Origin of the sequence: Carboxylicivirga longa (genome assembly GCF_050589825.1) — a bacterium.
GTDB classification, from domain to species: Bacteria; Bacteroidota; Bacteroidia; order Bacteroidales; family Marinilabiliaceae; genus Carboxylicivirga; species Carboxylicivirga longa.
The window spans coordinates 44,307-66,785 of sequence record NZ_JBNGOZ010000020.1; the positions used below are offsets into that span (position 1 = coordinate 44,307).

Consider the following 22,479-nt stretch of genomic DNA (forward strand, 5'->3'; position numbering starts at 1 on the left):
GCATTCGTCAATCAATTTTGTTCAAATATTTATCGGATGACTGAATTATTGAGCTTTTATTCAGTCACCCGATAAGTTACACTTTTACAAGGATCCGCCTGGTTAGGCTTCTGCTATAGTCGTACGTGATAATTTAAGCACGGTTGGGTGCACAAGGCGCTGATAGTCCTTATAGGTCATTTGAATTAACTCGGCATGGTTACAGGCATTGAAAGCGATGGTGGTGTCCTTGCTTAGTTTTTCGGCAACAAATACATCCATGTTGTACAAATTACCAAAGGGTGGTTGGGCACCTACCTCGCAGTCCACAAAGGCGTTTTTAAATTCTGATTCAGTGGCCAGTCGCACTTGGTCAGTGCCTGTGGCCCGCTTCAGTTCATTCAGGTCAACCTGGTACGAGGCCGGTAGAACTACCATGCACAAGCGGCCGTTTACTTTTACCATTACGGTTTTAGCAATTTCTTTGCCCGAAATGTGTGCATAAGCTGCTGTTTTCTGGGCAGTGTAGGCTCTGGAGTGAACAATGCGTTTATAATTGATATGCTCCAGATCTAAAAATTTCTCTAATCGTGTCAGTGGCATAATTTTCCCTCCAATTTATCGGTTTATAAGTATTGCCTTTACAAAATAGCGCTTACATAAGTTACTACAAAAGGACTGTGCTGTAAAGGGGATTGGCGTATTAAAATTTCGCTTACAGTAAGCTGCCTGGTTTTTAATGAGGCATCTTTGTTTTCAACTTATTTTATGCCAATTTTGTGGCACAAAACACTGTACGAATGGGAAAAGGAAAAGAGCTAAGCACCGAGGAACTGCATTTTTTAGGCATCAAGGTGGTTTATAAGGATATGGTTGATAAAGGCTATAAGGTATTGAATGTGCGTAAGGAGTTGGACGTAAATCCACAGATACTTGCTACGAAGGATGGCAAGCGTTACTTTGTTGTTGTGCGTACCGACCGCTTCCCCGAAATGGGACTGATGCTGCCTCACATTGCCGCCGAGGTGATGAAACATGGGCATAAGCATCAGGCAATATGTTATTTTGCCAGTGTGGGTATTGCCAATGCTAATGGGCAAACCGATGAGGAAATGGCAAAGCCCGAGAAAGATGGCGAATATTATATTAACTACAAGGGGCTTGAGTTATTTCCTGGATATTAATGGTTTATGCTTAATAAGATAAAAGGCTTTTACCAAAAGAATCGGTCAATGATATTAATGGGGCTGTTCTTTTTGGTGCTTATGCAGATATGCAGTCGGGGAGGACAAGTGGAACGAAGCCTTCCGGTGCACGATAATAACCAGTCTGATGTGGTAGCTGAGGATACTTTGCTGCGTCCTTTGGATGAGTTGTATTATGAAGAGTTGGCCAAAGAAGGAAAAAAACGTAATCCGGAAACGATCAACCTGCTGATATTAATTATGCTGGTTCTGCTGGTTTTTGTTGCTACCAAGCGAGGATGGCTCAATAAGCTAAGCCCATCTTTTGTATGGTTAGGCTTAAGTGTTAAACGCAACAAAACAAGCAAGGCGCGCATAGCCACCATTTTAATTCGCAACCACACCAAGGAGAGTCTTACCTTTTTGCCACCCGTTATGGTTTTTAGTGCTCCTTTCAAAAAGGTTCGTAAATTTCGGATAAAGGGCGGTGATGGCTCTCATGTCTTTCCACTAACACTGATGCCGGGAACCGAGCATCGTTTGCGTATCGACATAGATGGTTTACGGCAGAAGGCTAACATTCATAAATCATGTCGATGGATGCGTGTAGAGGTAAACGCTGGCTTAAAAGATTATGCTTCCCTATGGCGTTATTTGTTTTAAAGCAGTGTTAATTGTGGTAAAACTGTACTGTTTGAATAGCGGGATATAAGAAATGAGATTAAATTAGCATTCATGAAATATTTACTATTGATTATTTTGCCCTTGGCTATACTGAGCTGTTCAAAGCCGCAAAAAGCTGCCTATCTCACGCTAAAGCCGGATGGCCCTGTTTCCGGGGTGCTCCATTTATACAGGCTAAATAATCACTACGACTTGTTCGACAGTGCTGTGGCTGTATCCAATGCCGGTCATTATCAATTTGTGAAAGACTCAGTGCCTTTTGGTATTTACGAGTTACGACTTGATAATAAGGCCTTGGCTACCTTAATTATCGAAGATGGTATGCCCTTTAGTATCAGCGGTCGTTTCGTGGGGGAGAATCCTGATTTGACGGTAAGTGGCAATGCTCATACGAATGCTTTATGGCAATGTGAACAGGTGGCCGATGAACTGGGGTACGCAATAAGTAGTATTGTCAAAGATGTGCCGGATTCTGTCAAAATAGCTGATTTCTACAGTGTGCGCGATTCAGTTTACACGAGCATTAATGCAGCTGTGTCTCAGCATGCCAAAGAAATAAAGCAAATTCATAAAAATCACCAGAATAGTTTAATGTCGCTGGCTCTTGTTCAGCTAAAAGCTGGCAATCATTATGTGTTTAACCCCGATGCAGAGATGGAATTCATTGATGAAGTGCGTAATCAATTGATGGCTGCTTATGGGGCTTATGCTCCCGTGCGCGCCTTCAGTCAAAGGGTGGATTCACTGATGAACCGGCAGCTGTTTAACGCCATCAGTAAAGAGGGGCGTACCTTACCAACCATGGTGGTACCCGATGCCTGGCAGAAAAATGTACAGCTTGATAGCTTAATTGATAAACCAACTCTATTGGTATTATGGGATTCAGGGCAGGCAGCCTCAAGGGCTATCACAAGTCGACTGATGCGTTGGAGCTGGCGCTATCGCCAACAGGGGCTTCAGATCATAATGATTTCTTTTGATACAGATCGGGCAGCCTGGCTGAAGGCCATTAAGGAAGATCAGTTAGCACTTTTGCACCTTTCAGACCTACAAGGGGTCGGGTCGTCGGTGCTGAAACAGCTGGGACTTACTTCAGTGCCCACCTTGCTGCTGCTTGATGAAAATAAGGTGGTTGTTAAGCGCTGTGGCGACCTGGAGGAGTTAACTGTCGGAATGCAAAAGTTATTGAAGTAAAGCTCGTGCGGGCTGTGTTGTATGGCATTTTTTGCAAGTAAGCGGCATAAAAAAATTAATCCTATATTTGAACTCTCTGGAAGGGTATGGTGCGAAAAGTCAAAGAACGGGCGAGTCGCATTTGACTCCATAAACTTGTAGCTTTTTTGGCAGTCGTAGGCCAGATGGGATGCAGCGGATAAGAACTAACTAATCAATTGATACGAAAATATGAAACAGGGATTGTTTTTAATACTTATTATCCTATTGACCACCGCGTGCAACAACACGGATAAATACAAAATATCAGGACATATCGAAGGCGGCAAAGGTAAGACGCTTTATCTTCAACAGCGGGGGCTAAGTAGTACAGTAACCATAGATTCAGTAAAACTTAAGAGTGGTGATTTTGAATTTAAGCAAGAAAGATTGAGCGAACCCGGCTTTCTGGTGCTTGCGCTGAGTGAGAACAATTTTATAACCTTACTGGCCGATACTACCGAGCATATTATTGTAGAGGCAGATGCGAAAAACCTTGAAACAAGTTATCAGATCAGAAATTCAATTGGCTCGGTTTATATTCAAATGTTTAATAAGCGTGTGAGGGCTTTGAATAAAGAACTTAATGCGCTGGTGGCACAGTATAAGGCTACTGAAGATAAGGCCGAAAGGATCGCCCTGGAGAGGGAATATCAGGAGCGCTTGAACGAACACAAAGATTTTGTGGGGGAATTTATTATGAAGAATCCGCGTTCTTTCGCCGGATATTATGCCTTGTTTCAAACACTGGATGATAATTCGGCTGTAATGGATGTGTATGATAAAAAAGACCAGGTTTATTTCTCTACTTTGGCGACCAGTCTTAATCTTTATTATCCAGAATCGGATAGGGCCAGCCATCTTTATAACTATGTACTGGGAGCTAAAGCCCGGCAGCAGCGGCAGAAGTTCACCGAAGAGTTACTGGCATCGCATACCGCCGAAAGTGGCTATGTTGATATCATGGCCCCTAACCTGGAGGGTGACACCATAAAGCTATCTTCGCTGGAGGGTAAAACGATTATTCTAAATTTCTGGGCCTCGTGGGATGAAAAATCCATTGCAGCAAACCGTCACCTGAAAAAGATGTATGCCAAGTATAAAAACCAGGGATTGGCCGTTTATGCCGTTTCACTCGATAAGAGCAAGGTGCTTTGGGAGAATGCCATTGAAAAAGAGGGTTATGAGTGGGTGAATGTAAGCGATTTGCAATATACCAATTCTTATCCTGCGCGAATGTATAATATTCGTCAGGTGCCCGCCAATTATATCATTAGCCCCAAAGGCGAAATTATTGGGAAAGATTTATTTGGCAATCGTTTGAGCGATAAGTTAAAAGAGCTGTTTTAATGTTATAAAATTGTAGCAGAGACCGCAATCATTGCCTTGATTGCGGTTTTTTGTTGTTCATATATTGCGATAACTATCAAGGTGATAATAGGTGGCTCGAAGGTTTCGACTGTTCTATTTGATTGTTCAACAGTGATTTGCTGTATATGAATTGTTAGGAGTTACTTCATTTTTCTAATATATTTGTCCGTTGATTAAAAAAAACTCGTACTTGGAAACGACCAAAAAAATTTATTTCGCATCCGATGTTCACTTGGGAGCACCGGGCATTAAAGATCATCGCGTTCATGAAAAACGCTTTGTTCAGTGGCTGGATTCGATACGCCACGATGCTGCCGAAATTTATCTAATGGGAGATATCTTTGATTTTTGGTTTGAGTACAAGCGTGCTGTTCCCAGGGGTTTTACAAGGTTTCTGGGTATGCTATCATCCATTACCGATAGTGGTATACCCGTGCATTTTTTTACCGGCAATCACGATATTTGGGTCTTTGATTACCTCGAACGCGAGTGTGGCGTTTTGGTTTATCGTAAGCCCTGTGTTAAAATGCTTAATGGGAAAAAAGTGTTTTTGGCGCATGGTGATGGTCTGGGATCTTACGATCGTCGCTATAACTTGTTAAAGAAGGTTTTTACCAATCCTTTGGCGCAGTGGCTATTTGGCTGGGTGCACCCCAATCTTGGTATCGGATTGGCTGACTTTTGGTCGGGTAAAAGTAGGGCTAAGAACAATAAGGTATATGGCAACCGCTACCTTGGCGATGACAAGGAGTATGCGGTACTATATGCCAAGGAGTATTTAAAGAAAGAAAATATCGATTACTTTATTTTCGGACATCGCCATCTGGCGCGAACGGTCAGTGTGGGGCCGCAGTGTCAGCTTGTTTTCCTGGGTGACTGGATTCATCAGTTTACCTACGGGGTGTTTGATGGTGATGCCCTGGAGCTGAAGTACTTCGAAACGGATCAATAGTTTGATATTAGAAAAACCATTACAATGAATTCAAAGGCTGAGATTTATGCGGTGGCTACCGGCACGGGAAGCTACGTGCCTCCTGTGGTTAAAGCCAATGCTGATTTTATCAAGAATACCTTTTATAATGAGGATGGTACGGTGATAGCGGCAGAAGGGCAGGATATTGTTGAAAAATTTGAACAGATAACCGACATCGCCGAACGGCGTTGTGCCGATAAAAATCATGTAACCTCCGATCTGGCTACCTTCGCAGCCCGTGAAGCACTCGATGATGCCGGCTTCGATAAGGAAAAGCTTGATTATATTATCGTAGCACATAATCTTGGCGATATGCGCCATGGTTCTATCTATCCGGATATATTGCCAACGCTGGCATCGAGGGTGAAGAAAAAGCTGGATATTAAAAATCCAAAATGTATAGCTTACGACATTACCTTTGGTTGCCCCGGATGGACGCAGGCCATGATACAGGCAAATTACTACATCAAATCGGGTGATGCCAAGAGTGCACTGGTGATCGGTGCCGACACTTTAAGTCGTGCCATGGAGCCTCACGATCGTGATTCTATGATTTTTGCCGATGGAGCTGGTGCGGCCTTGCTAGAAGCCCGCGAGAGTGAAGTGCCGGTAGGTATACTTAAGCACGCCGTGCAGACCGATACCGATGAGCACATTGATTTACTGCGCATGGATGATCCATATAATGCTGCTGTTAAAGGTGAAAATCTATTTCTGAAGATGTATGGGCGCCGCTTGTATAATTATGCTTTAACCAATGTGCCTCAGGTGGCCAAAGAGTGTCTTGATAGAAACAGGATGGTGCTTGGCGATGTGAAAAAGGTGCTGATTCACCAGGCTAATGCCAAAATGGATGAGGCCATTCTAAAACGAATCTTTCGCTTATATGGCGAAAAAAAGGTGGATTTGAGTGTGATGCCTATGACCATACGTGAATTGGGTAATAGTAGTGTGGCAACTGTACCTACATTGTTCGATCTTATTCGCAAGGGTAAATTATCCGATCATGTACTTGAAAGTAGAGATAATGTGATGATGACTTCCGTGGGTGCCGGCATGAATATCAATGCCTTTATGTACAAGATGCCTTAATTAGATATAGAATAAGTACTTGAAAATAAAACGGGCAGTCCACAGTGGACTGCCCGTTTCTATTATTATTAATCTTCTTGAATTAGAAGAATTCCTCCGTTATTGGCATTTCTTCTTCTTCGGTCTCAATTTCGCCTTCGCCAGGATTAGTGGTCGACTCGCCACAGTCGATATTAATATTGAAGTTAAGTGGCTCTTCAAATTCATCCTCAAGGGTGATGTCGAGCTCCTCATCGGCATAAACATCTTGCATATAGAGGGCAAAGATTGGCAATGCCATGTTGGCACCCTGTCCAAGGCCAATTCCATCAAAGTGGATATCGCGGTCTTCGCCACCAACCCATACTCCGGTAACCAGTTGTGGTGTAACGCCCATAAACCAGCCGTCGGAGTGATTCTGTGTGGTGCCTGTTTTACCACCAATCTGGCCAAATAATTGATACCTGAAGCGCAGTCGGCGTCCAGTTCCCTGGTTTACAACTCCCTGCAGCAGGTTGAGCATCAGAAAGGCGGTTGTCTCGCTGATGGCCTCTCTTTTTTGTGGGTGAAAATCGCTGATTACATTGCCGTAACGATCCTCAATGCGGGTTACAATCATGGGGTCGATGTGTACCCCTTTGTTGGCGAAGGTACAATAGCTGCTGGTCATCTCCATCAGTCCAAAATCTGGCGTGCCCAAACACAAAGCCGGTACGGCATCCATGGGGCTTTTGATCCCCAGCTCGTGAATGGTGTTGGCCACGGCTTGCGGGTTAAACTGTTTCATCACCCAGGCAGTAATATTATTGTTGGAGTTGGCAAGTCCCCACTTCAGCGTTACCATCTCGCCTGCCCGTTTGCTGCCGCTGTTGCGCGGTGTCCATGTTTTTCCGCTACCCAAATAGAAGGTTTGTGCGATGTTGGGTACTAAGTCGCAAGGTGTAAAACCCTCCTGCATGGCCAGGGTGTATACAAAGGGCTTGATGGTGGAGCCCACCTGTCGCTTGCCTTTTCCTGCCATGTCGTACATAAAATGCTTGAAATTAGGGCCGCCCACGTAGGCTTTCACATGTCCCGACAGGGGATCAATAGAGATCATGCCGGCACGCAGGAAAAATTTATAGTGGTGAATGGAGTCCAGTGGGGTCATCATAGTGTCGCGTTCGCCCTTCCAGGTAAAAACCTTCATGTCGTAGGGTGTATTAAAAACACGCATAATGCTGTCCATGTCGGCACCATTGCGTCGCAAGTCGCGGTATCGATCCGTGTTTTTAATGGAGCGTTCAATAATGCTTTCGTAGTCTTCCTGCGACAAATCCTTGGTAAACGGAGCCCGCGGGCGTCCCTTCTTCTCGGTGAAGAATTTGGGCTGTAGGTCTTCCTTTAAGTGCGTTTTAACAGCTTTTTCAGCATATTGCTGCAGGCGGGCATCCAGGGTTGTGTATATCTTCAGGCCGTCTTTGTAGATGTCGTAGCGGCTTCCATCAGGGCGATAGTTTTTATGAATCCATCCGTACAGGGGATCATCTTCCCAGCGGGCACTGTCTTCCAGAAATCGTTGCTCCATCCACGAGGGGTAGTTTGAGCGCTGGGGCTCATCAGCGGTGAGTGTTAAGCGCAGGTATTCTCGGAAGTATGGCGCTGGACCTTCTTTGTGGTCAGCACGATTAAATTCCAACTGAAGGGGAATGCTGGAAATGGAGTCGTACTCAGCTTTTGTGAGATATTGTGCCTTGTACATCTGTTTGAGAACCACATTGCGCCGCTCTTGTGTTAACTCGGGCCGACGCACCGGATTGTACAGCGCCGGATTTTTCAGCATACCAATAATAACAGCTGCTTGTTCCACTTTAATGGAGTCGGTTCCGGTATTGAAAAAGGTTTGAGCAGCACTTTTAATACCATAGGCATCATAAATAAATTCAGCCTTGTTAAGGTACATGGTTAATATCTCTTCCTTGGTGTAGCTGCGTTCAAGCTTAACCGCAATAACCCACTCTTTCAGTTTCTGAAATGCACGTTCCAGGGTGCTTGAGGCACGGCCGTGGAAAAGTAACTTGGCCAGCTGCTGGGTAATGGTACTACCACCGCCCGAACTCTGATCCTGCATAATGATGGTGCGGAAGATAACGCGTGCCAAGCCCCGGGCATCGATGCCCGAGTGATCGTGAAAACGAACATCCTCGGTAGCAATCAGGGCGTTAATGATGTTGGGTGATAACTCTTCGTAAAGGCTGTAGCTGCGGTTTTCGCGAAAGTAGTTGCCCAGCAGCTGATGGTCGCTGGATAGTACTTCGGTAGCCAGATTGCTTTTGGGATTTTCAAGCTCTTCAAAAGAGGGCATAAAGCCCAACATGCCACTGGAGATGAGCGCAAACAGTGTAAATACCGCGGCGATGCCCCCAATCACAAGCATCCAAAACACACGGATTCTTTTTTTGTATTTCGATTTTGTATCGTTCATATTATTTCCGAAGTTTAATGTTTATGAAGATGGCGCTAAATAAGTTCTTGTATTTTAATTTATTCATATTGGCGCTGCTGTGTAATAAGAATTTGCTAAGCAGTAATTAAAAAAGTATGGTTCGAATGCAAGGACAGCGTCCTTGGGGTTTCTTTTAACGATTAATAATTTGGCGTAAAAATAGTAAAATTTGACGGATGGAAGGTGGCTAAGGTTTGCGTAAAGCATTTTCATTTTTTAACATTGTGCCGATTTTAACTACTTTTGCGAGCTCAAACATAAAGAGGCGTTTGTAAGACAATTGAGAGATGGGTAAAAAAACAACGGTTACAGAAGAGAATCTGGTGATTGTGGAGTCACCGGCAAAAGCAAAAACAATTGAAAAGTTTTTGGGAAAAGACTTTTTGGTGAAGTCCAGCTATGGGCATATTCGCGACTTATCCAAAAGTGATTTTGGGGTCGATATAAATAATAACTATCAGCCGGATTATATTATCTCATCTGATAAAAAAGACGTTGTTAAGGAATTAAAGCAGCTGGCAAAGAAAGCCAAGATGGTATGGCTCGCCTCCGATGAGGACCGCGAGGGAGAGGCCATTGCCTGGCATTTGTATGAGACGCTTGAGTTGAAGGAAGAAAATACCCGAAGAATTGTCTTTCATGAGATTACAAAGGATGCCATTCAGCGCGCTGTGGAGAATCCCCGTAAGATTGATGTGAACCTTGTAAATGCCCAACAGGCCCGCCGTGTACTCGATCGCCTTGTGGGTTTTGAGCTTTCTCCTGTGCTGTGGCGTAAAGTAAAGCCTTCCTTGTCGGCCGGGCGTGTCCAGTCAGTGGCTGTGCGCTTGATTGTGGAGCGCGAGCGGGAAGTGTTCGCGTTTAAGCCGGTATCATCTTATCGTGTAACTGCGGTATTTGAGGTAACCGACGAAAAGGGACGTGTAAAAGAGCTCAAAGCCGAATTGGGACGTCGTTTTAAAACACTGGATGAGACAAAAGCTTTTGTAGAGCAGTGCGCCGACGCTCGTTTCCTGGTGTCTCAGGTTGAAAAGAAGCCAACCAAGAAAACACCGGCCGCTCCCTTTACCACTTCTACTCTGCAGCAAGAGGCATCGCGTAAGCTGGGATACTCCGTATCTCAAACCATGTCCATTGCGCAAAAGCTGTATGAGGCAGGTAAAATCACCTATATGCGTACCGACTCGGTGAACCTTTCTGACCTGGCTTTAAATATGGCTTCGGCACAGATTACCGAAAAGATGGGTGCCGAATATGTTAAGATTAGAAAGTACAAGACCAAGGCCAAAGGTGCACAAGAGGCGCACGAGGCCATTCGTCCAACTTATTTAGATAAAGAAACAGTGGCCGGCTCGGCGCAGGAAAAACGTCTGTATGAATTAATATGGAAGCGAACCATTGCCTCGCAAATGAGCGATGCCCAGTTGGAAAAAACCATTATACATATCGATGCCGGCGATACCGGGGAGAAGTTCAATGCCACCGGTGAAATCATCAAGTTCGATGGTTTCTTAAAAGTATACATCGAGTCGACCGATAATGATAACGAGCAGGATGATCGCGAGAGCGTTCTATTACCGCCCATCAGCAAGGGCGAGGAGTTGAGTATGCTGAATGTGGAAGCCCGGCAGCGTTGGAGTCAGAAGCCTGCCCGTTATACGGAAGCAAGCCTTGTGCGTAAGCTCGAAGAGCTGGGTATTGGTCGTCCATCTACCTATGCACCTACCATTTCAACCATTCAGAACCGAGGCTATGTTGAGAAGGAAGATCGTGATGGTACCGAACGCGTTTATCAACATCTGTGGCTGGAAAAAGGTAAGCCACTTGTTGCGGGTGAAAAGACGGAAATAACAGGTGCCGAACGTAGTAAACTCTTCCCAACGGACATCGGTATGGTGGTTAACGATTTCCTGGTGAAGTATTTTGAAAATATTGTGTCTTACGATTTTACGGCCAAGGTAGAGAAGGAATTTGATGATGTGGCTATGGGTAACACAGAGTGGACACAATCCATCGATGAGTTTTATAAACCTTTTCATGTAAGGGTGGAAGAGACCCTGGAGCAATCCGAGAAGAGTACCGGTGAACGTATTCTGGGTAATGATCCGACAACAGGCAAGCCGGTATCGGTGCGCATTGGTCGTTTTGGTCCCCTGGCACAAATTGGTGTTTCCTCCGATGAAGAGGATGCTGAGAAGCCTCGTTTTGCCTCATTACGCAAGGGACAGCATCTGGAAACAATAACCCTTGAGGAAGCCCTTGATTTATTTAAATTGCCCCGTACACTGGGTGAGTTCGAAGATAAAGTGGTGGTGATTGGCATTGGTCGTTTTGGTCCTTATATTCGCCACGATGGTAAGTTTGTGTCCTTAAAAAAAGGCGAGGATGATCCGCTGGAGATCGATTTGGAAACTGCTATTGAACGCATTAAAACAAAGCGCGAAGAGGATCTGAAAAAGATTATTAAGTGCTTTGATGAAGAACCCGAGTTGCAAATATTAAACGGGCGTTGGGGGCCGTTTATCAAATATCAGAAAAAGAATTTCAAAATTCCGAAGGATAAAAATGCGGAAGAATTATCTTTGGATGATTGTAAGGCGCTGATTGCTGCTGATAGCAAGTCATCAGCGAAGAAATCAACAAAAAAAGCGCCCGCAAAAAAGGCAGCGGCGAAGAAGACAACAGCAACAACAAAAACCAAAAAAACAACGGCAAGCAAAAAGACGACCACCACTAAGAAACCCAAATAATCTAACCTGTGACTGAAGACCTGATACACTATTTTGATCGACCTAATTATACACTTTTATCAGCATTTGAAGGACTTGATGAGGAGCGTTTAGTGCATCAGCTCATTTGCTACCAGGATCAAAAGGTGGTGGATTGGAGTAATGTGGATGTGGCCGTAATTGGTATTGCCGATGCACGTAACTCTTTGAACAAGGGGTGTGCACAAGCTCCCGATGCGGTACGGAGGCATCTCTACGGTCTTCGCGCACTTTCCAAGTTGCTTTCAATCATTGATTTGGGCAATATCCGTGGTAAAACCATCGATGATCGTTATGCAGCCCTGCAGGGCGTGGTGACTGAACTGCTTGAAAAAGATATCGCCATCATTGTGTTGGGCGGCAGTCAGGATTATACCTTGCCCGTGGCAAAGGCTGTTCGAAAGGCTCAAAAGGCATACAATTTAGCTTTAGTTGATAGTAAAATTGATTGGCTGGCTCCCGATGTTGATTATTCGGCGGCCAGCTTTTTGGGTTATTTGTGTACCAATCCCGAATCAGCACCGGCCGATCTATATGCCATCGGTCTTCAAAATTATTTGTGCAGTGCCAGCCAGGAATCGCACCTGCGTAAGCTGGCATATGAAACCATACGCCTTGGGCAGATACGGCAACATGGGCATCGCTATGTTGAGCCGTTTATGCGCGATGCCGATGTAATAAGCGTGGATATGACCGTGGTGCGTCAGTGCGATCAACCGGCACGGCCTACGCCCATGCCTAACGGTCTTACCGGTGAGGAGTTGTGTCAATTGTTGTGGTATGCCGGGCAGAGTGATCGTATGAAGGTATTTGGTGTTTTTGAGTTGGATAAAGTATTGGATATCAATGATCAAGGTGTTGTTTTAGAGGCGCAGGCTATTTGGCATATACTAGAAGGAGTTGCTTTACGTTATAAAGATTACCCGGTGAAAGATTTGGAGCAGTACAGGCAATTTATTGTCTATCTGGATGATTATGAACTGGAGATTAAGTTTTATAATAATATAGATAATGATCGATGGTGGGTAGAAATACCCCGCGGAGAGGGTGACAAAGACGTTATAGCATGCGGACGCAGCGATTTTGAAACGGCATCGGCCAATGAAATACCGGAAAAATGGTTCCGTTATTTTCAAAAAAAGCACTTGTAAATCAGCATAAAAACCGGCTTTTAGAATTTATAAGTTTTAAAATTGAAACCTTTATTGTGAAATAAGAGTATATATCCCCAGCATTTGGTCAGCTGGAAAAAACGAAAAAGAAAGGACTAAGGTTCATAATGTTATACCAGCTTTTTAGATGCATGGCTAGGAGAATAGTATTTTTTCTGTTACTTTGCGTTGCTTCTCAGGCATGGGGGCAGCAGTATCCGCAGTTTAGTCAGAATATGTTTAATCAACTGACTGTCAATCCGGGATACGCAGGAGCCAATGAGATGGTTAATCTTACGCTTGGTAACAGACAGCAGTGGATGGGCGGTTTTAAAGCCAATGATGGTTCATCCATGGCACCAAGTACAACGGTATTTGGGGCAGATACAGAAGTTAACTTACTGGGATGGGAAAGCGGAGTTGGTTTATCCCTTATGAACGACGAGATTGGTGCATTTACCACCTTGTATATGTCGGCTATATATGCCAAACGCTGGGAGACAGATTATGGTAAGCTCGGTGTCGGACTCTCCTTCGGTCTCATTAATCAAAGTATTAATGGGGGTATTTTATCGACCATGCCCGGCGGGGGAGATTTGATGGGTGTTGATTGGGACAAGGAAGAAGGGCCATTTCCCGATGATGCAGGTACTGCTTTTGATATGGGGCTGGGTGCCTTTCTGGAACACAAAGATTATTATCTGGGTATTTCCGTGGCGCACCTTAACCGGCCCAAGCCGAAATTTAAGGAGACATATACCATTTATCTCGATCGAACGGTGTTTATCACAGGTGGCTATCATATCCCTTTAAAGAAACCACCAATCGTGCTGATTCCTTCTGTGTTTTTGAAAACAAATATGTCAAGTGTACAGGTTGATTTTAATATCAACGGGGTGCTAAAAGATAAATATTGGGGCGGATTAACCTACCGGTTACAGGACGCAATTGTGTTGCTCGGTGGTGTAGAACTCAACAATGGATTGCGCATCGGCTATAGTTACGATGTTAGTGTTTCCAGGTTGAACGATGCAAAAAGTGGTTCCCATGAAATAATGCTTGGCTACCGTTTCGATTTGAGTCTTGAAAAAAGAAAGAAACAGTATAAAAGCGTAAGATATTTATAAGCGAATAAGAACGAATAAGTAAAAGAGTAATTCAGATATTAAGGCTATTATGAAGAAAATACTTGCCATCAGTGTCATTTTTATCACCATCTTAACTGGATGCGGACAATCCAGTGGTGGAGAATTAGTGGGCGTTCATCGCCAGGCCTCATTCTACGAACCCGATCCCTACGGTATGCTTTTTATTCCGCAGGGTAGCTTCAATATGGGCCCCAATGATATGGACATTGCCAACACAATGACCTCTCAGTCAAAGACTGTTTCGGTTCGTTCGTTCTGGATGGACGAAACGGAAATAACCAATGGCGAATATCGCCAGTTTGTATATTGGGTGAGAGACTCCATTGCGCGTCGTCTGCTGGGTGATCAGTTTGAAGAGTTTTTGATTACCGAAGATTACCTGGGTAACGAAATAGATCCGCCATTTATCCAATGGGATGAGCCAATCGAATGGGATAATGAGGAGTTTGCCGAAATTCTGGATGAAATGTTCTTACCGGAAAACGAGCGTTTTTTCCGCCGTAAAGAGATTGATACCCGCAAGTTAACCTACGAATACGAATGGGTAGACCTTTTGCAAGCTGCCAAACGTAGCAATCGTTATAACTTCGAAACCAAGCAATACGAAGGTGTTGTGTATGATCAGAATGGTGAGGAAAGAGAAATTAAAGACCGTTCGGCTTTCATCATGAAAGATGCAGTGAATGTTTACCCTGATACCTTATGCTGGATTGCCGATTTTACCTATTCGTTTAACGAGCCTTGGACAGAAAAATATTTTTGGCACCCTGGTTTCGACGAGTATCCGGTAGTGGGCGTTAACTGGAAGCAGGCAAGTGCTTTCTGTATCTGGCGTACACAACTGTTGAATAACTATCTGAACTCAAAAGGCGAACCCGTAGTAAACAACTATCGTCTGCCCACCGAGGCTGAATGGGAATATGCAGCGCGTGGTGGTCTGGAACATGCAATGTACCCATGGGGTGGTATGTATACCCGCAACGATAAGGGTTGTTTCCTGGCCAACTTTAAGCCTTTACGCGGTCGTTACGGCGATGATGGTGGTATGACAACAATGTCCGTAGGGTCATACGCGCCAAACGACTACGGTTTATTCGATATGTCGGGTAACGTGGCCGAATGGACCTCGAGCGCCTATGATGAGTCGGCTTACACTTTTACGCATGATTTTAACCCAACCTATAAATACAATGCCCTGCCGGATGATCCGCACGTAATGAAGCGAAAAGTATTACGGGGTGGTTCCTGGAAAGACGTTGGTTACTTCCTGCAAAACGGAACACGTACCTACGAATATCAGGATTCATCGAAATCGTTTATCGGATTCCGTTGTGTAAGGGATGTGATTGGCGACTAACAAAGAGAATTGGGAATTAGGGATGTAATTGGGGGATTGAGCCTAATCAATTTTTGGACGGTTAATTGAAAAAAAGAAGTCATTATGAGTATTTCGGAATTTGTTGAAAGCCCTGCCTATAAAAACGTAATGGGCAAAGTATATGGTTTGGGTGCTGCGGTGGTTATCCTGGGTGCGCTCTGGAAAATTCTTCACCTGCCCGGTGCTTCTATTATGCTGATCGCTGGTTTGGGTACTGAGGCCATTATTTTTGCGCTTTCTGCTTTTGAAAAACCCCACGAGATGCCCGATTGGGGGCTTGTATTTCCCGAGTTACACGGTCTTGAACCACGTGAGCAAAGCAACCATGGTGGAGGCGGTGGAGGAGGAAGCGAACTGGCAGCCCTGGTACAGGCTGGTAGTCTCGATGCCAAAGACCTTGAGAAACTAACCGACGGTATTAAGAAATTATCGAATACGTCGTCACAGCTATCCGATCTGAGTGATGCTTCTCTGGCTACCAACGCTTATGTTGAAAGCATGAAGTCGGCCGGTAATGCCGTGGGGCAGTTTGCCAGTCAACAGGCCTCTATGGCACAAAGCAGCCAAGCCTTAGCCGATGTGTACGCCAGCTCAGGACAGAATCTGAAATCACACTTTGAAGCGCTGTCAGCTAATAATAGCAATTATAGCGATAAGTTAAGTGAGGTAACCAAAAATCTGTCTGCCATCAATTCGGCTTATGAGTTGCAGTTACAAGGGGTCAATAGTCAAGTGCAGGCCTCACAGGCACTAACACAAGGTTTATCTGAAATATCTAATCAGTTTCAGCAGTCCGCAGGCGATGCCAAGGTGTATCGCGATCAGGTGGCGCAGCTGAGTAAATCGGTATCAGAGCTAAATGCCATCTATGGTAATATGCTTAGTGCTATGAATATGGGAAGTAAATAATCAGGAAGATCATTAATAACTGCTAAAAGAAGAAGAATATGAGTGGCGGAAATTGTCCCGAAACCCCCAGGCAGAAAATGATTGGAATGATGTATCTGTTCCTTACGGCGATGCTTGCATTGAACGTTTCGGGAGAGTTACTTCTGGCCTTTCAACTGGTTGATGAAAGTATTCAGGAAAGTATTAAAACAACAGATATTAAGAATCAGCAGCTCTTGAATCATTTCGAGACCGCTGAATTGGCTAACGCGGCAAAGGTGAAACCTGTAAGAAAGCAGGTGAATGATATTTATGCCAATGCCGATGCCTTGTACAATCATATTGATTCGCTAAAGCGCATGATGGTGGCCATAGTAGATCCGGAAGGATCGCTGGAAGAAGGATATAAGGGCTCTGATAACCAGGATGTAGCAGCACAGGTTATGATTGCCGAGCAGGGGGGGGCAAGAAGTACGGAACTTAAAACAAAGATCGGCGAGTACAAAGAGGCCTTACTCCAATACGTGGATGCAGAAGATACTGTATTGGTAGATGCAATTACCGATGCGCTTTCTACTGAAGCCAAGAAACCAAGTAAAAAAGGCCAGGTGCAGCCTTCGTGGGAGAGTCAGAAATTTGAGAGTTTGCCCTTGTCGGCTTCCTTTGCACTGTTGAGCAGTATACAAAGCAATGTGCGTAATACACAGGCTGATGTGACCAATTATCTGCTCAATAGTATTGACGAAGGATCCTTCAAGTTCAATAAAGTAGAATCTCTTGTTATACCCCGTTCCGATGTGGTGATTCAAGGGGGTGAGTATCGTGCCGAATTATTGTTGGCAGCAACGGATACTCTTCAGCTACCCGATTATGACATTCAAGGACATAAGGTTGTACGTCAGAGTAATGGACGGGGTGTGTTAACCATAGCCGCCAATTCACTGGGTCAGAAGGAGTGGAAAGGTATAATTACGATGAAAGGACCTGATGGTCAGCCACGGAGATATCCGGTAACGCATCAATACGAGGTGATACAACCTAATGTGGTAATATCGCCTACCAAGATGAATGTGTTCTATGAAGCACTAGAAAATCCGGTGGAGATATCGGTTCCCGGTATCTCCAGCAGTCAGCTTAAGGTGACATTTGGTAACTGTACTTATCGCAAGCAGGGCGACGTTTATTGGGTGAAGCCCAAGGCCGGATTTGCCGGCGGTAAAGCACTTGTAACGGTGTCTGCACAAATTAATGGTAATACACGCCGCCTGGGAAGTCAGGAGTTCCGTATTAAGCCACTACCTCTTCCTTATGCAACCTTTGCCGGTAAGCGTGATGGAAAAGTGCGAAAGAGTTTATTGATTAACCAAAGCGGTATTTTTGCCGAGATGGGACCCGACTTCGATTTTGAGTTGGAATATACCGTTACACAGTTTAGTATTGCCACTGTGAAGGGTGGATTCTTCCAAAGTGCGCTGTCGAAAAGTAATCTGCTTACAAAGGAACAGATTGAGCTGATTAAAGGAACCAGTCGTGGTTCTAAAATAAACATAGAAGAAATAAAAGCGATTGGCCCCGATGGCCGTAACCGTAAGTTATCGCCAATCGTGCTAACTGTTGACTAGGAAAATAAATAAAAGACGATGAAAAGATTATTCTTTATCCTGATTGTATTGGTAGGTTTTTGCGCAGCGGATATGCAAGCACAAGAATTAAATACCGAGCTGTACACTAAAGATCATGTGCCCAATCGACGCCCAATACCTTATGTGCACGTGAGGGAGGCCGATGTGTTGTGGGCCAAAAAGATATGGCGTGTTATCGATCTTCGCGAGAAGATGAACCTGCCAATGTATTACCCAACCACACAGATGGATGGCCGTTACTCGCTGATCGACCTATTGGTGTATGGAATTAAATACGAGGGGCTTACTGCCTATTCAGCTAAGAATCAGGACGAGTTTCAGGTGCCTTTATCAGTTGATCAGGTGATGCGCGAGTTAGGTGCTGTATCCGATACACAGCAGGTGCGTAATGCCGAAACCGGTTTGTATGAAGATAAGGTAATCGCGGCTGAGGTGCGATCAACGGAGATTAAGCAAATCATGTTGAAAGAAATTTGGTTCTTCGATCGTAAATACTCTCGCATGGATGTCCGCATCATTGGCATGTGCCCCATTCGCGAATATGTAGCTAGTGAAAATGGAGAAGGAGAGGTAAGAAAATCGCAAACCTTTTGGATTTACTTCCCCGAAGTGCGCAATCTGTTAGCCCGTCATGAGGTTTTCAACCCGCTTAATGACTCGCAGCGTCGTACCTTCGACGACATCTTTATAAAGCGTTATTTTGGTAGCTATATCTACAAAGAGGCCAATGTATATAACAACCGCCGTATTGAGGATTATACCGCCGGTATGGAGGCCATGATGGAGTCAGAGCGTATCAAACAGGAAATTTTCGAGATGGAACACGATATGTGGGAATTCTAATGAAAGGATAAAGTCTAGTCTAAATTTAATATAGAAAGGGAACCGCAAGGTTCCCTTTTTTGTTGCAGTTTATTTCGGATCTTAGGTATTTGCGGATCAAGCGCCAAGGCTGTTTCTAAGCAAGAATCATGCATAATCCGGGCAAGAGGACCTGACATATTTCGTAGCTTCGGATAGCCTTCCATTCTCCCTAATCTATTGTATTAATTGGGCTGAACGTGTATAGGAACCCTAAGTTTCACCGGGGGCCGCAGATGCCTTTATTAGGTATAAAAAAAGGATCGCAGCAAAGCCCGCGATCCCCAATATGATTCGTCGGATTATTGACTAGTTTTTTACCAGTGTGCCTATATTTTCACCCTTCAATACCTTTAGCAGGTTTCCTTTTGTGTCCATATCAAAAACTACAATATCCAGGTTATTTTCTTTACACATCGTAGTGGCCGTTAAATCCATAATTTTCAAGCCTCGCTCATACACTTCGTCAAAGGTGATCTCGTCAAATTTGGTAGCCCTTGGATCCTTCTCTGGGTCGGCAGTATAAATGCCATCCACGCGTGTGCCTTTTAGCATTACATCTGCCTCTATTTCAATGCCACGCAGCGATGAACCCGTATCCGTGGTGAAGTAAGGGTTACCGGTGCCACCTGATAGTATTACTACTTCGCCGGCCTCAAGGGCGGCCACAGCCTTTGGTTTGTCGTAGTATTCGCCCACAGGCTCCATGCGTATGGCCGTTAATACACGCGTTTTAACCGACATGGCCTGTAATGCCGACTGAAGTGCCAAACCATTAATTACGGTGGCCAACATGCCCATCTGGTCGCCTTTATAGCGATCAAAACCTTTAGACGCACCACTTAACCCTCTGAAGATATTACCGCCGCCAATAACAATGCCCACTTGCACTCCCAATTCCACAGCTTCTTTAATTTGGGTAGCGTAATCATTTAGGCGCTCCGGGTCGATGCCGTAGCCTTGCTCGCCCATAAGTGACTCGCCACTGAGCTTTAATAGTATTCTTTTATATTTCATTACCTACTGATATTTTATAGCAACCAAAGATAAGAAATGATTTATAGTCATGCTGAAACGATGGTGCATTTATCAGAACCGATTTCCGCCGCACTATTGCAGCATATCATCGATCAGTTCCTTCACATTGCTACCATCCCAGCGCGCGGCACCTTGTTTTTTCATTATCATTTGCCCTTCGGCCGATATTAAAAAGGAGGCGGGTATGCTGCGTGAGGTAAACACTTCGGGCTGTCGACTGCGCAATACGTAAATAGGAAATGTATAACCCTTTTTGTCGATAAAATCGCGCAGTATAGTCTTGGATTCCTGACTCACCAACACAAAAGCCATCGAATCTTTGTAGTCATCATACAAACGCTGGATAGAGGGCATTTCAGCTATGCAGGGTGGGCACCAGGTAGCCCAGAAGTTTAAGAAAATCACCTGGCCTTTTAAGGTGGAGAAGTCAAGTAGGTTGCCATCTAAATCCTCCAGCTGCCAATGATAGTCATTATTGCTTAAATAGGTAAGTTCTTTACTTTCACGGGGCTGAAACATGCTATAGCGTATGATAGTTGATGACACGATTTTGCGTGATGTGGGAATCAACATGGCAATGACTAAAAGCGTAAACAATAAGTCGAAGACAATGCCCATCACCGTCTTTTTTCTACGATATTTATACCACTGTTCTGCCCAAAATCCTTTTTTCATACCTATCTGTATTGATTTTTCATTAAAAACAAAGCACGGCTTCACTTGTTTAGAACGTGGCCGCGGCTGCAAAAGTACGAAAAAGAAGTGGTCTGCTTATTGTGTTTTATAACAGGCTATTGATGCATTTTATTAAGCATGTATGTCCCTTTATTACCGGGGCTATTTTGTTGTTGTATTGTTCATTAAATGAGTCTAATAATGAATACTTTTCGTCAAATTCAGAAAATTGAATATTTTTGGACGAATTTTTGACTGTTGAAAGCGATTTTATGGAGTTTCGTAATTAGGCAGGCAAGTTTAAAAAACCATTATGAAGAAGAATGGATATTTAAGTTATGTAGAAGAAGCACTCGTTCAGCACCAGAGCCTTAAGGCTTTTAGTGATTTTAAGGGCGAGACCATTTCTTATGCTCAGGTGGGTGAGCGCATTGTGGGCTTGCACCAATTGTATCGGGAATTGGGTATTCAGAAAGGAGACAAGGTAGCTGTGATAGGTCGCAATATGACTAGCTGGGCCGTTGTTTACCTGGGCACTATCACCTATGGTGCCGTTATTGTTCCAATATTGCCCGATTTTAATTCCAGCGATATACATCACATTGTTAATCATTCGGAGTCAAAACTATTATTTGCCACCGATCTGTTATTTGATAAGCTGGATGAGACCAAGATGTCAGATCTGCTAGGTATTGTATCCATCAATCAGTTCATAACATTGGTAGATAATACCAAGGGACGTCTCGCCAAAGCAGTGGAAAAGTATCAGCCCATGTTTAAGGGTGATGGAACAAAGTTTAATGTTGACGACCTTCAGTTTCCTGCCATTGGCGCTGAAGAAGTGATGGTACTATCCTATACATCAGGCACATCGGGTTTTTCAAAGGGTGTGCTTTTGCCACACCGCAGCATTTGGTCGAACATCAAGTATGCACGTGAGCATCTGACCCTGAATCCCGAAGAACGGGTTGTATCCTTTTTACCCCTGGCACATGCCTATGGCTGTTTGTTTGAGTTTTTATGGCCCTTTACGCGGGGTTGCCATATTACCTTCTTAACACGCACGCCATCGCCGCAGATTATAACGGAGGCTTTTCGTCATGTGAAGCCCCACCTTATTCTCTCGGTGCCGCTCATTCTTGAGAAGATATTCAAAAAGCGTGTACAGCCTCAACTGGAAGAGCCTAAAGTTAAGGCTTTGTTGAAAATACCCGGACTGAATAAAGTAATATATAACAAAATAAGGAAGAAGCTGACCGATGTATTCGGGGGTGAGTTCCGGGAGATAATTATTGGAGGCGCTGCTCTCAATAAGGAGGTGGAGGTGTTTTTGCGCAAGATTAATTTTCCCTTTACCATTGGTTACGGCATGACAGAGTGTGGACCCTTAATAAGCTATGCATCATGGACTGAATCGAGACCGTTCTCTGCCGGCACACTGGTGGATCGCATGGCTGTTAAAATCGACTCATCAGATCCGTTTAACGAAGTGGGTGAGATACTGGTAAAGGGCGATAATACGCTGCTGGGCTATTATAAAAACCAAGAGGCCAGCGATGAGATTATCGACAAGGATGGTTGGCTCCACACCGGCGACCTGGGTGTTATTGACACCGACAATTTTATTTACATCAAAGGGCGCAGTAAAAATATGCTCCTGGGACCATCCGGACAGAACATTTACCCTGAGGAGATCGAAGCGACCATTAATTCATTAAACTACGTTCAGGAATGCCTGGTACGTGACAATGATGGTAAGCTCGAAGCCTTGATCTATCCTGATTATGAGGCTACTGATGCCGAGAAGCTCAATCGTTCGCAAATTGAAAAGAAGGTTCAGGAGGTAAAGGCGCAAGCTAATAAAGTCCTTCCTGCATATATGAACATTCAAAAAGTAACAATATTTCCCGAAGAGTTTGAAAAGACGCCTAAGAAGAGTATTAAACGTTATAAGTACACAAAGTAGTTGT

The 22,479-nt window shown here is 44.3% G+C and carries 18 protein-coding genes; 14 read left to right on the forward strand and 4 right to left on the reverse strand.

Annotated elements, in window-relative coordinates; all coding sequences use genetic code 11:
• Nucleotides 1–102 precede the first annotated feature (102 nt).
• A complete protein-coding gene (locus ACRD7A_RS15310; protein ID WP_430812004.1) occupies nt 103–582 on the reverse strand; it encodes an aminoacyl-tRNA deacylase in 480 nt (159 codons plus the stop codon).
• Nucleotides 583–779: 197 nt separating this feature from the next.
• On the opposite strand from ACRD7A_RS15310, the gene ACRD7A_RS15315 reads away from it, so the two are divergent.
• The 6 genes from ACRD7A_RS15315 to ACRD7A_RS15340 all read left to right on the forward strand — a co-directional run bounded on the left by ACRD7A_RS15315 (nt 780) and on the right by ACRD7A_RS15340 (nt 6,495).
• A complete protein-coding gene (locus ACRD7A_RS15315; protein WP_430812005.1) occupies nt 780–1,163 on the forward strand; it encodes a DUF8840 domain-containing protein in 384 nt (127 codons plus the stop codon).
• A gap of 6 nt (nt 1,164–1,169) precedes the next feature.
• Nucleotides 1,170–1,826 (forward strand): hypothetical protein, encoded by a 657-nt coding sequence (locus ACRD7A_RS15320; protein ID WP_430812006.1) that lies wholly within the window; start codon nt 1,170–1,172, stop codon nt 1,824–1,826.
• A 72-nt stretch (nt 1,827–1,898) separates the two neighbouring features.
• Nucleotides 1,899–3,041: a TlpA family protein disulfide reductase gene (locus ACRD7A_RS15325; protein ID WP_430812007.1), complete on the forward strand. Its 1,143-nt coding sequence runs from the start codon at nt 1,899–1,901 to the stop codon at nt 3,039–3,041.
• A gap of 210 nt (nt 3,042–3,251) precedes the next feature.
• On the forward strand, nt 3,252–4,409 hold the full coding sequence (locus ACRD7A_RS15330; RefSeq protein WP_430812008.1) for a redoxin domain-containing protein: 1,158 nt from the start codon (nt 3,252–3,254) through the stop codon (nt 4,407–4,409).
• A 211-nt stretch (nt 4,410–4,620) separates the two neighbouring features.
• Complete coding sequence (locus ACRD7A_RS15335) at nt 4,621–5,382, forward strand: UDP-2,3-diacylglucosamine diphosphatase (protein WP_430812009.1); 762 nt, start codon at nt 4,621–4,623, stop codon at nt 5,380–5,382.
• Between the two features lie 24 nt (nt 5,383–5,406).
• Nucleotides 5,407–6,495, forward strand: a complete 1,089-nt coding sequence (locus ACRD7A_RS15340) for a 3-oxoacyl-ACP synthase III family protein (protein ID WP_430812010.1) — start codon at nt 5,407–5,409, stop codon at nt 6,493–6,495.
• Nucleotides 6,496–6,577: 82 nt separating this feature from the next.
• Here the strand turns inward: ACRD7A_RS15340 and ACRD7A_RS15345 are convergent, their stop codons facing one another.
• Nucleotides 6,578–8,938: a transglycosylase domain-containing protein gene (locus tag ACRD7A_RS15345; RefSeq protein WP_430812011.1), complete on the reverse strand. Its 2,361-nt coding sequence runs from the start codon at nt 8,936–8,938 to the stop codon at nt 6,578–6,580.
• A gap of 308 nt (nt 8,939–9,246) precedes the next feature.
• Here ACRD7A_RS15345 and topA point away from each other — a divergent pair, with 308 nt between their 5' ends.
• The 7 genes from topA to porN all read left to right on the forward strand — a co-directional run bounded on the left by topA (nt 9,247) and on the right by porN (nt 18,778).
• Nucleotides 9,247–11,709 (forward strand): type I DNA topoisomerase, encoded by a 2,463-nt coding sequence (topA, locus tag ACRD7A_RS15350; protein ID WP_430812012.1) that lies wholly within the window; start codon nt 9,247–9,249, stop codon nt 11,707–11,709.
• A gap of 8 nt (nt 11,710–11,717) precedes the next feature.
• A complete protein-coding gene (locus ACRD7A_RS15355; protein ID WP_430812013.1) occupies nt 11,718–12,878 on the forward strand; it encodes an arginase family protein in 1,161 nt (386 codons plus the stop codon).
• 152 nt (nt 12,879–13,030) lie between these two features.
• Nucleotides 13,031–14,005, forward strand: coding sequence for a PorP/SprF family type IX secretion system membrane protein (locus ACRD7A_RS15360; protein ID WP_430812014.1), 975 nt, complete (start codon nt 13,031–13,033; stop codon nt 14,003–14,005).
• Between the two features lie 49 nt (nt 14,006–14,054).
• Entirely contained in the window at nt 14,055–15,383 is a 1,329-nt protein-coding gene (gene porK, locus ACRD7A_RS15365; RefSeq protein WP_430812015.1) for a T9SS ring complex lipoprotein PorK/GldK, read from the forward strand.
• Between the two features lie 84 nt (nt 15,384–15,467).
• Complete coding sequence (gene porL / locus ACRD7A_RS15370) at nt 15,468–16,313, forward strand: type IX secretion system motor protein PorL/GldL (protein ID WP_430812016.1); 846 nt, start codon at nt 15,468–15,470, stop codon at nt 16,311–16,313.
• A gap of 38 nt (nt 16,314–16,351) precedes the next feature.
• Complete coding sequence (gene porM / locus ACRD7A_RS15375; protein WP_430812017.1) at nt 16,352–17,914, forward strand: type IX secretion system motor protein PorM/GldM; 1,563 nt, start codon at nt 16,352–16,354, stop codon at nt 17,912–17,914.
• Between the two features lie 18 nt (nt 17,915–17,932).
• Complete coding sequence (porN, locus tag ACRD7A_RS15380; protein WP_430812018.1) at nt 17,933–18,778, forward strand: type IX secretion system ring subunit PorN/GldN; 846 nt, start codon at nt 17,933–17,935, stop codon at nt 18,776–18,778.
• 327 nt (nt 18,779–19,105) lie between these two features.
• On the opposite strand, the gene pyrH is transcribed toward porN, so the two are convergent.
• Together pyrH and ACRD7A_RS15390 are read right to left on the reverse strand one after the other, a co-directional pair.
• Nucleotides 19,106–19,813 (reverse strand): UMP kinase, encoded by a 708-nt coding sequence (gene pyrH, locus ACRD7A_RS15385; protein ID WP_430812019.1) that lies wholly within the window; start codon nt 19,811–19,813, stop codon nt 19,106–19,108.
• 93 nt (nt 19,814–19,906) lie between these two features.
• Nucleotides 19,907–20,509, reverse strand: a complete 603-nt coding sequence (locus ACRD7A_RS15390; protein ID WP_430812020.1) for a redoxin family protein — start codon at nt 20,507–20,509, stop codon at nt 19,907–19,909.
• A gap of 313 nt (nt 20,510–20,822) precedes the next feature.
• Here ACRD7A_RS15390 and ACRD7A_RS15395 point away from each other — a divergent pair, with 313 nt between their 5' ends.
• Nucleotides 20,823–22,475, forward strand: coding sequence for an AMP-binding protein (locus ACRD7A_RS15395; RefSeq protein ID WP_430812021.1), 1,653 nt, complete (start codon nt 20,823–20,825; stop codon nt 22,473–22,475).
• Nucleotides 22,476–22,479: the final 4 nt, after the last annotated feature.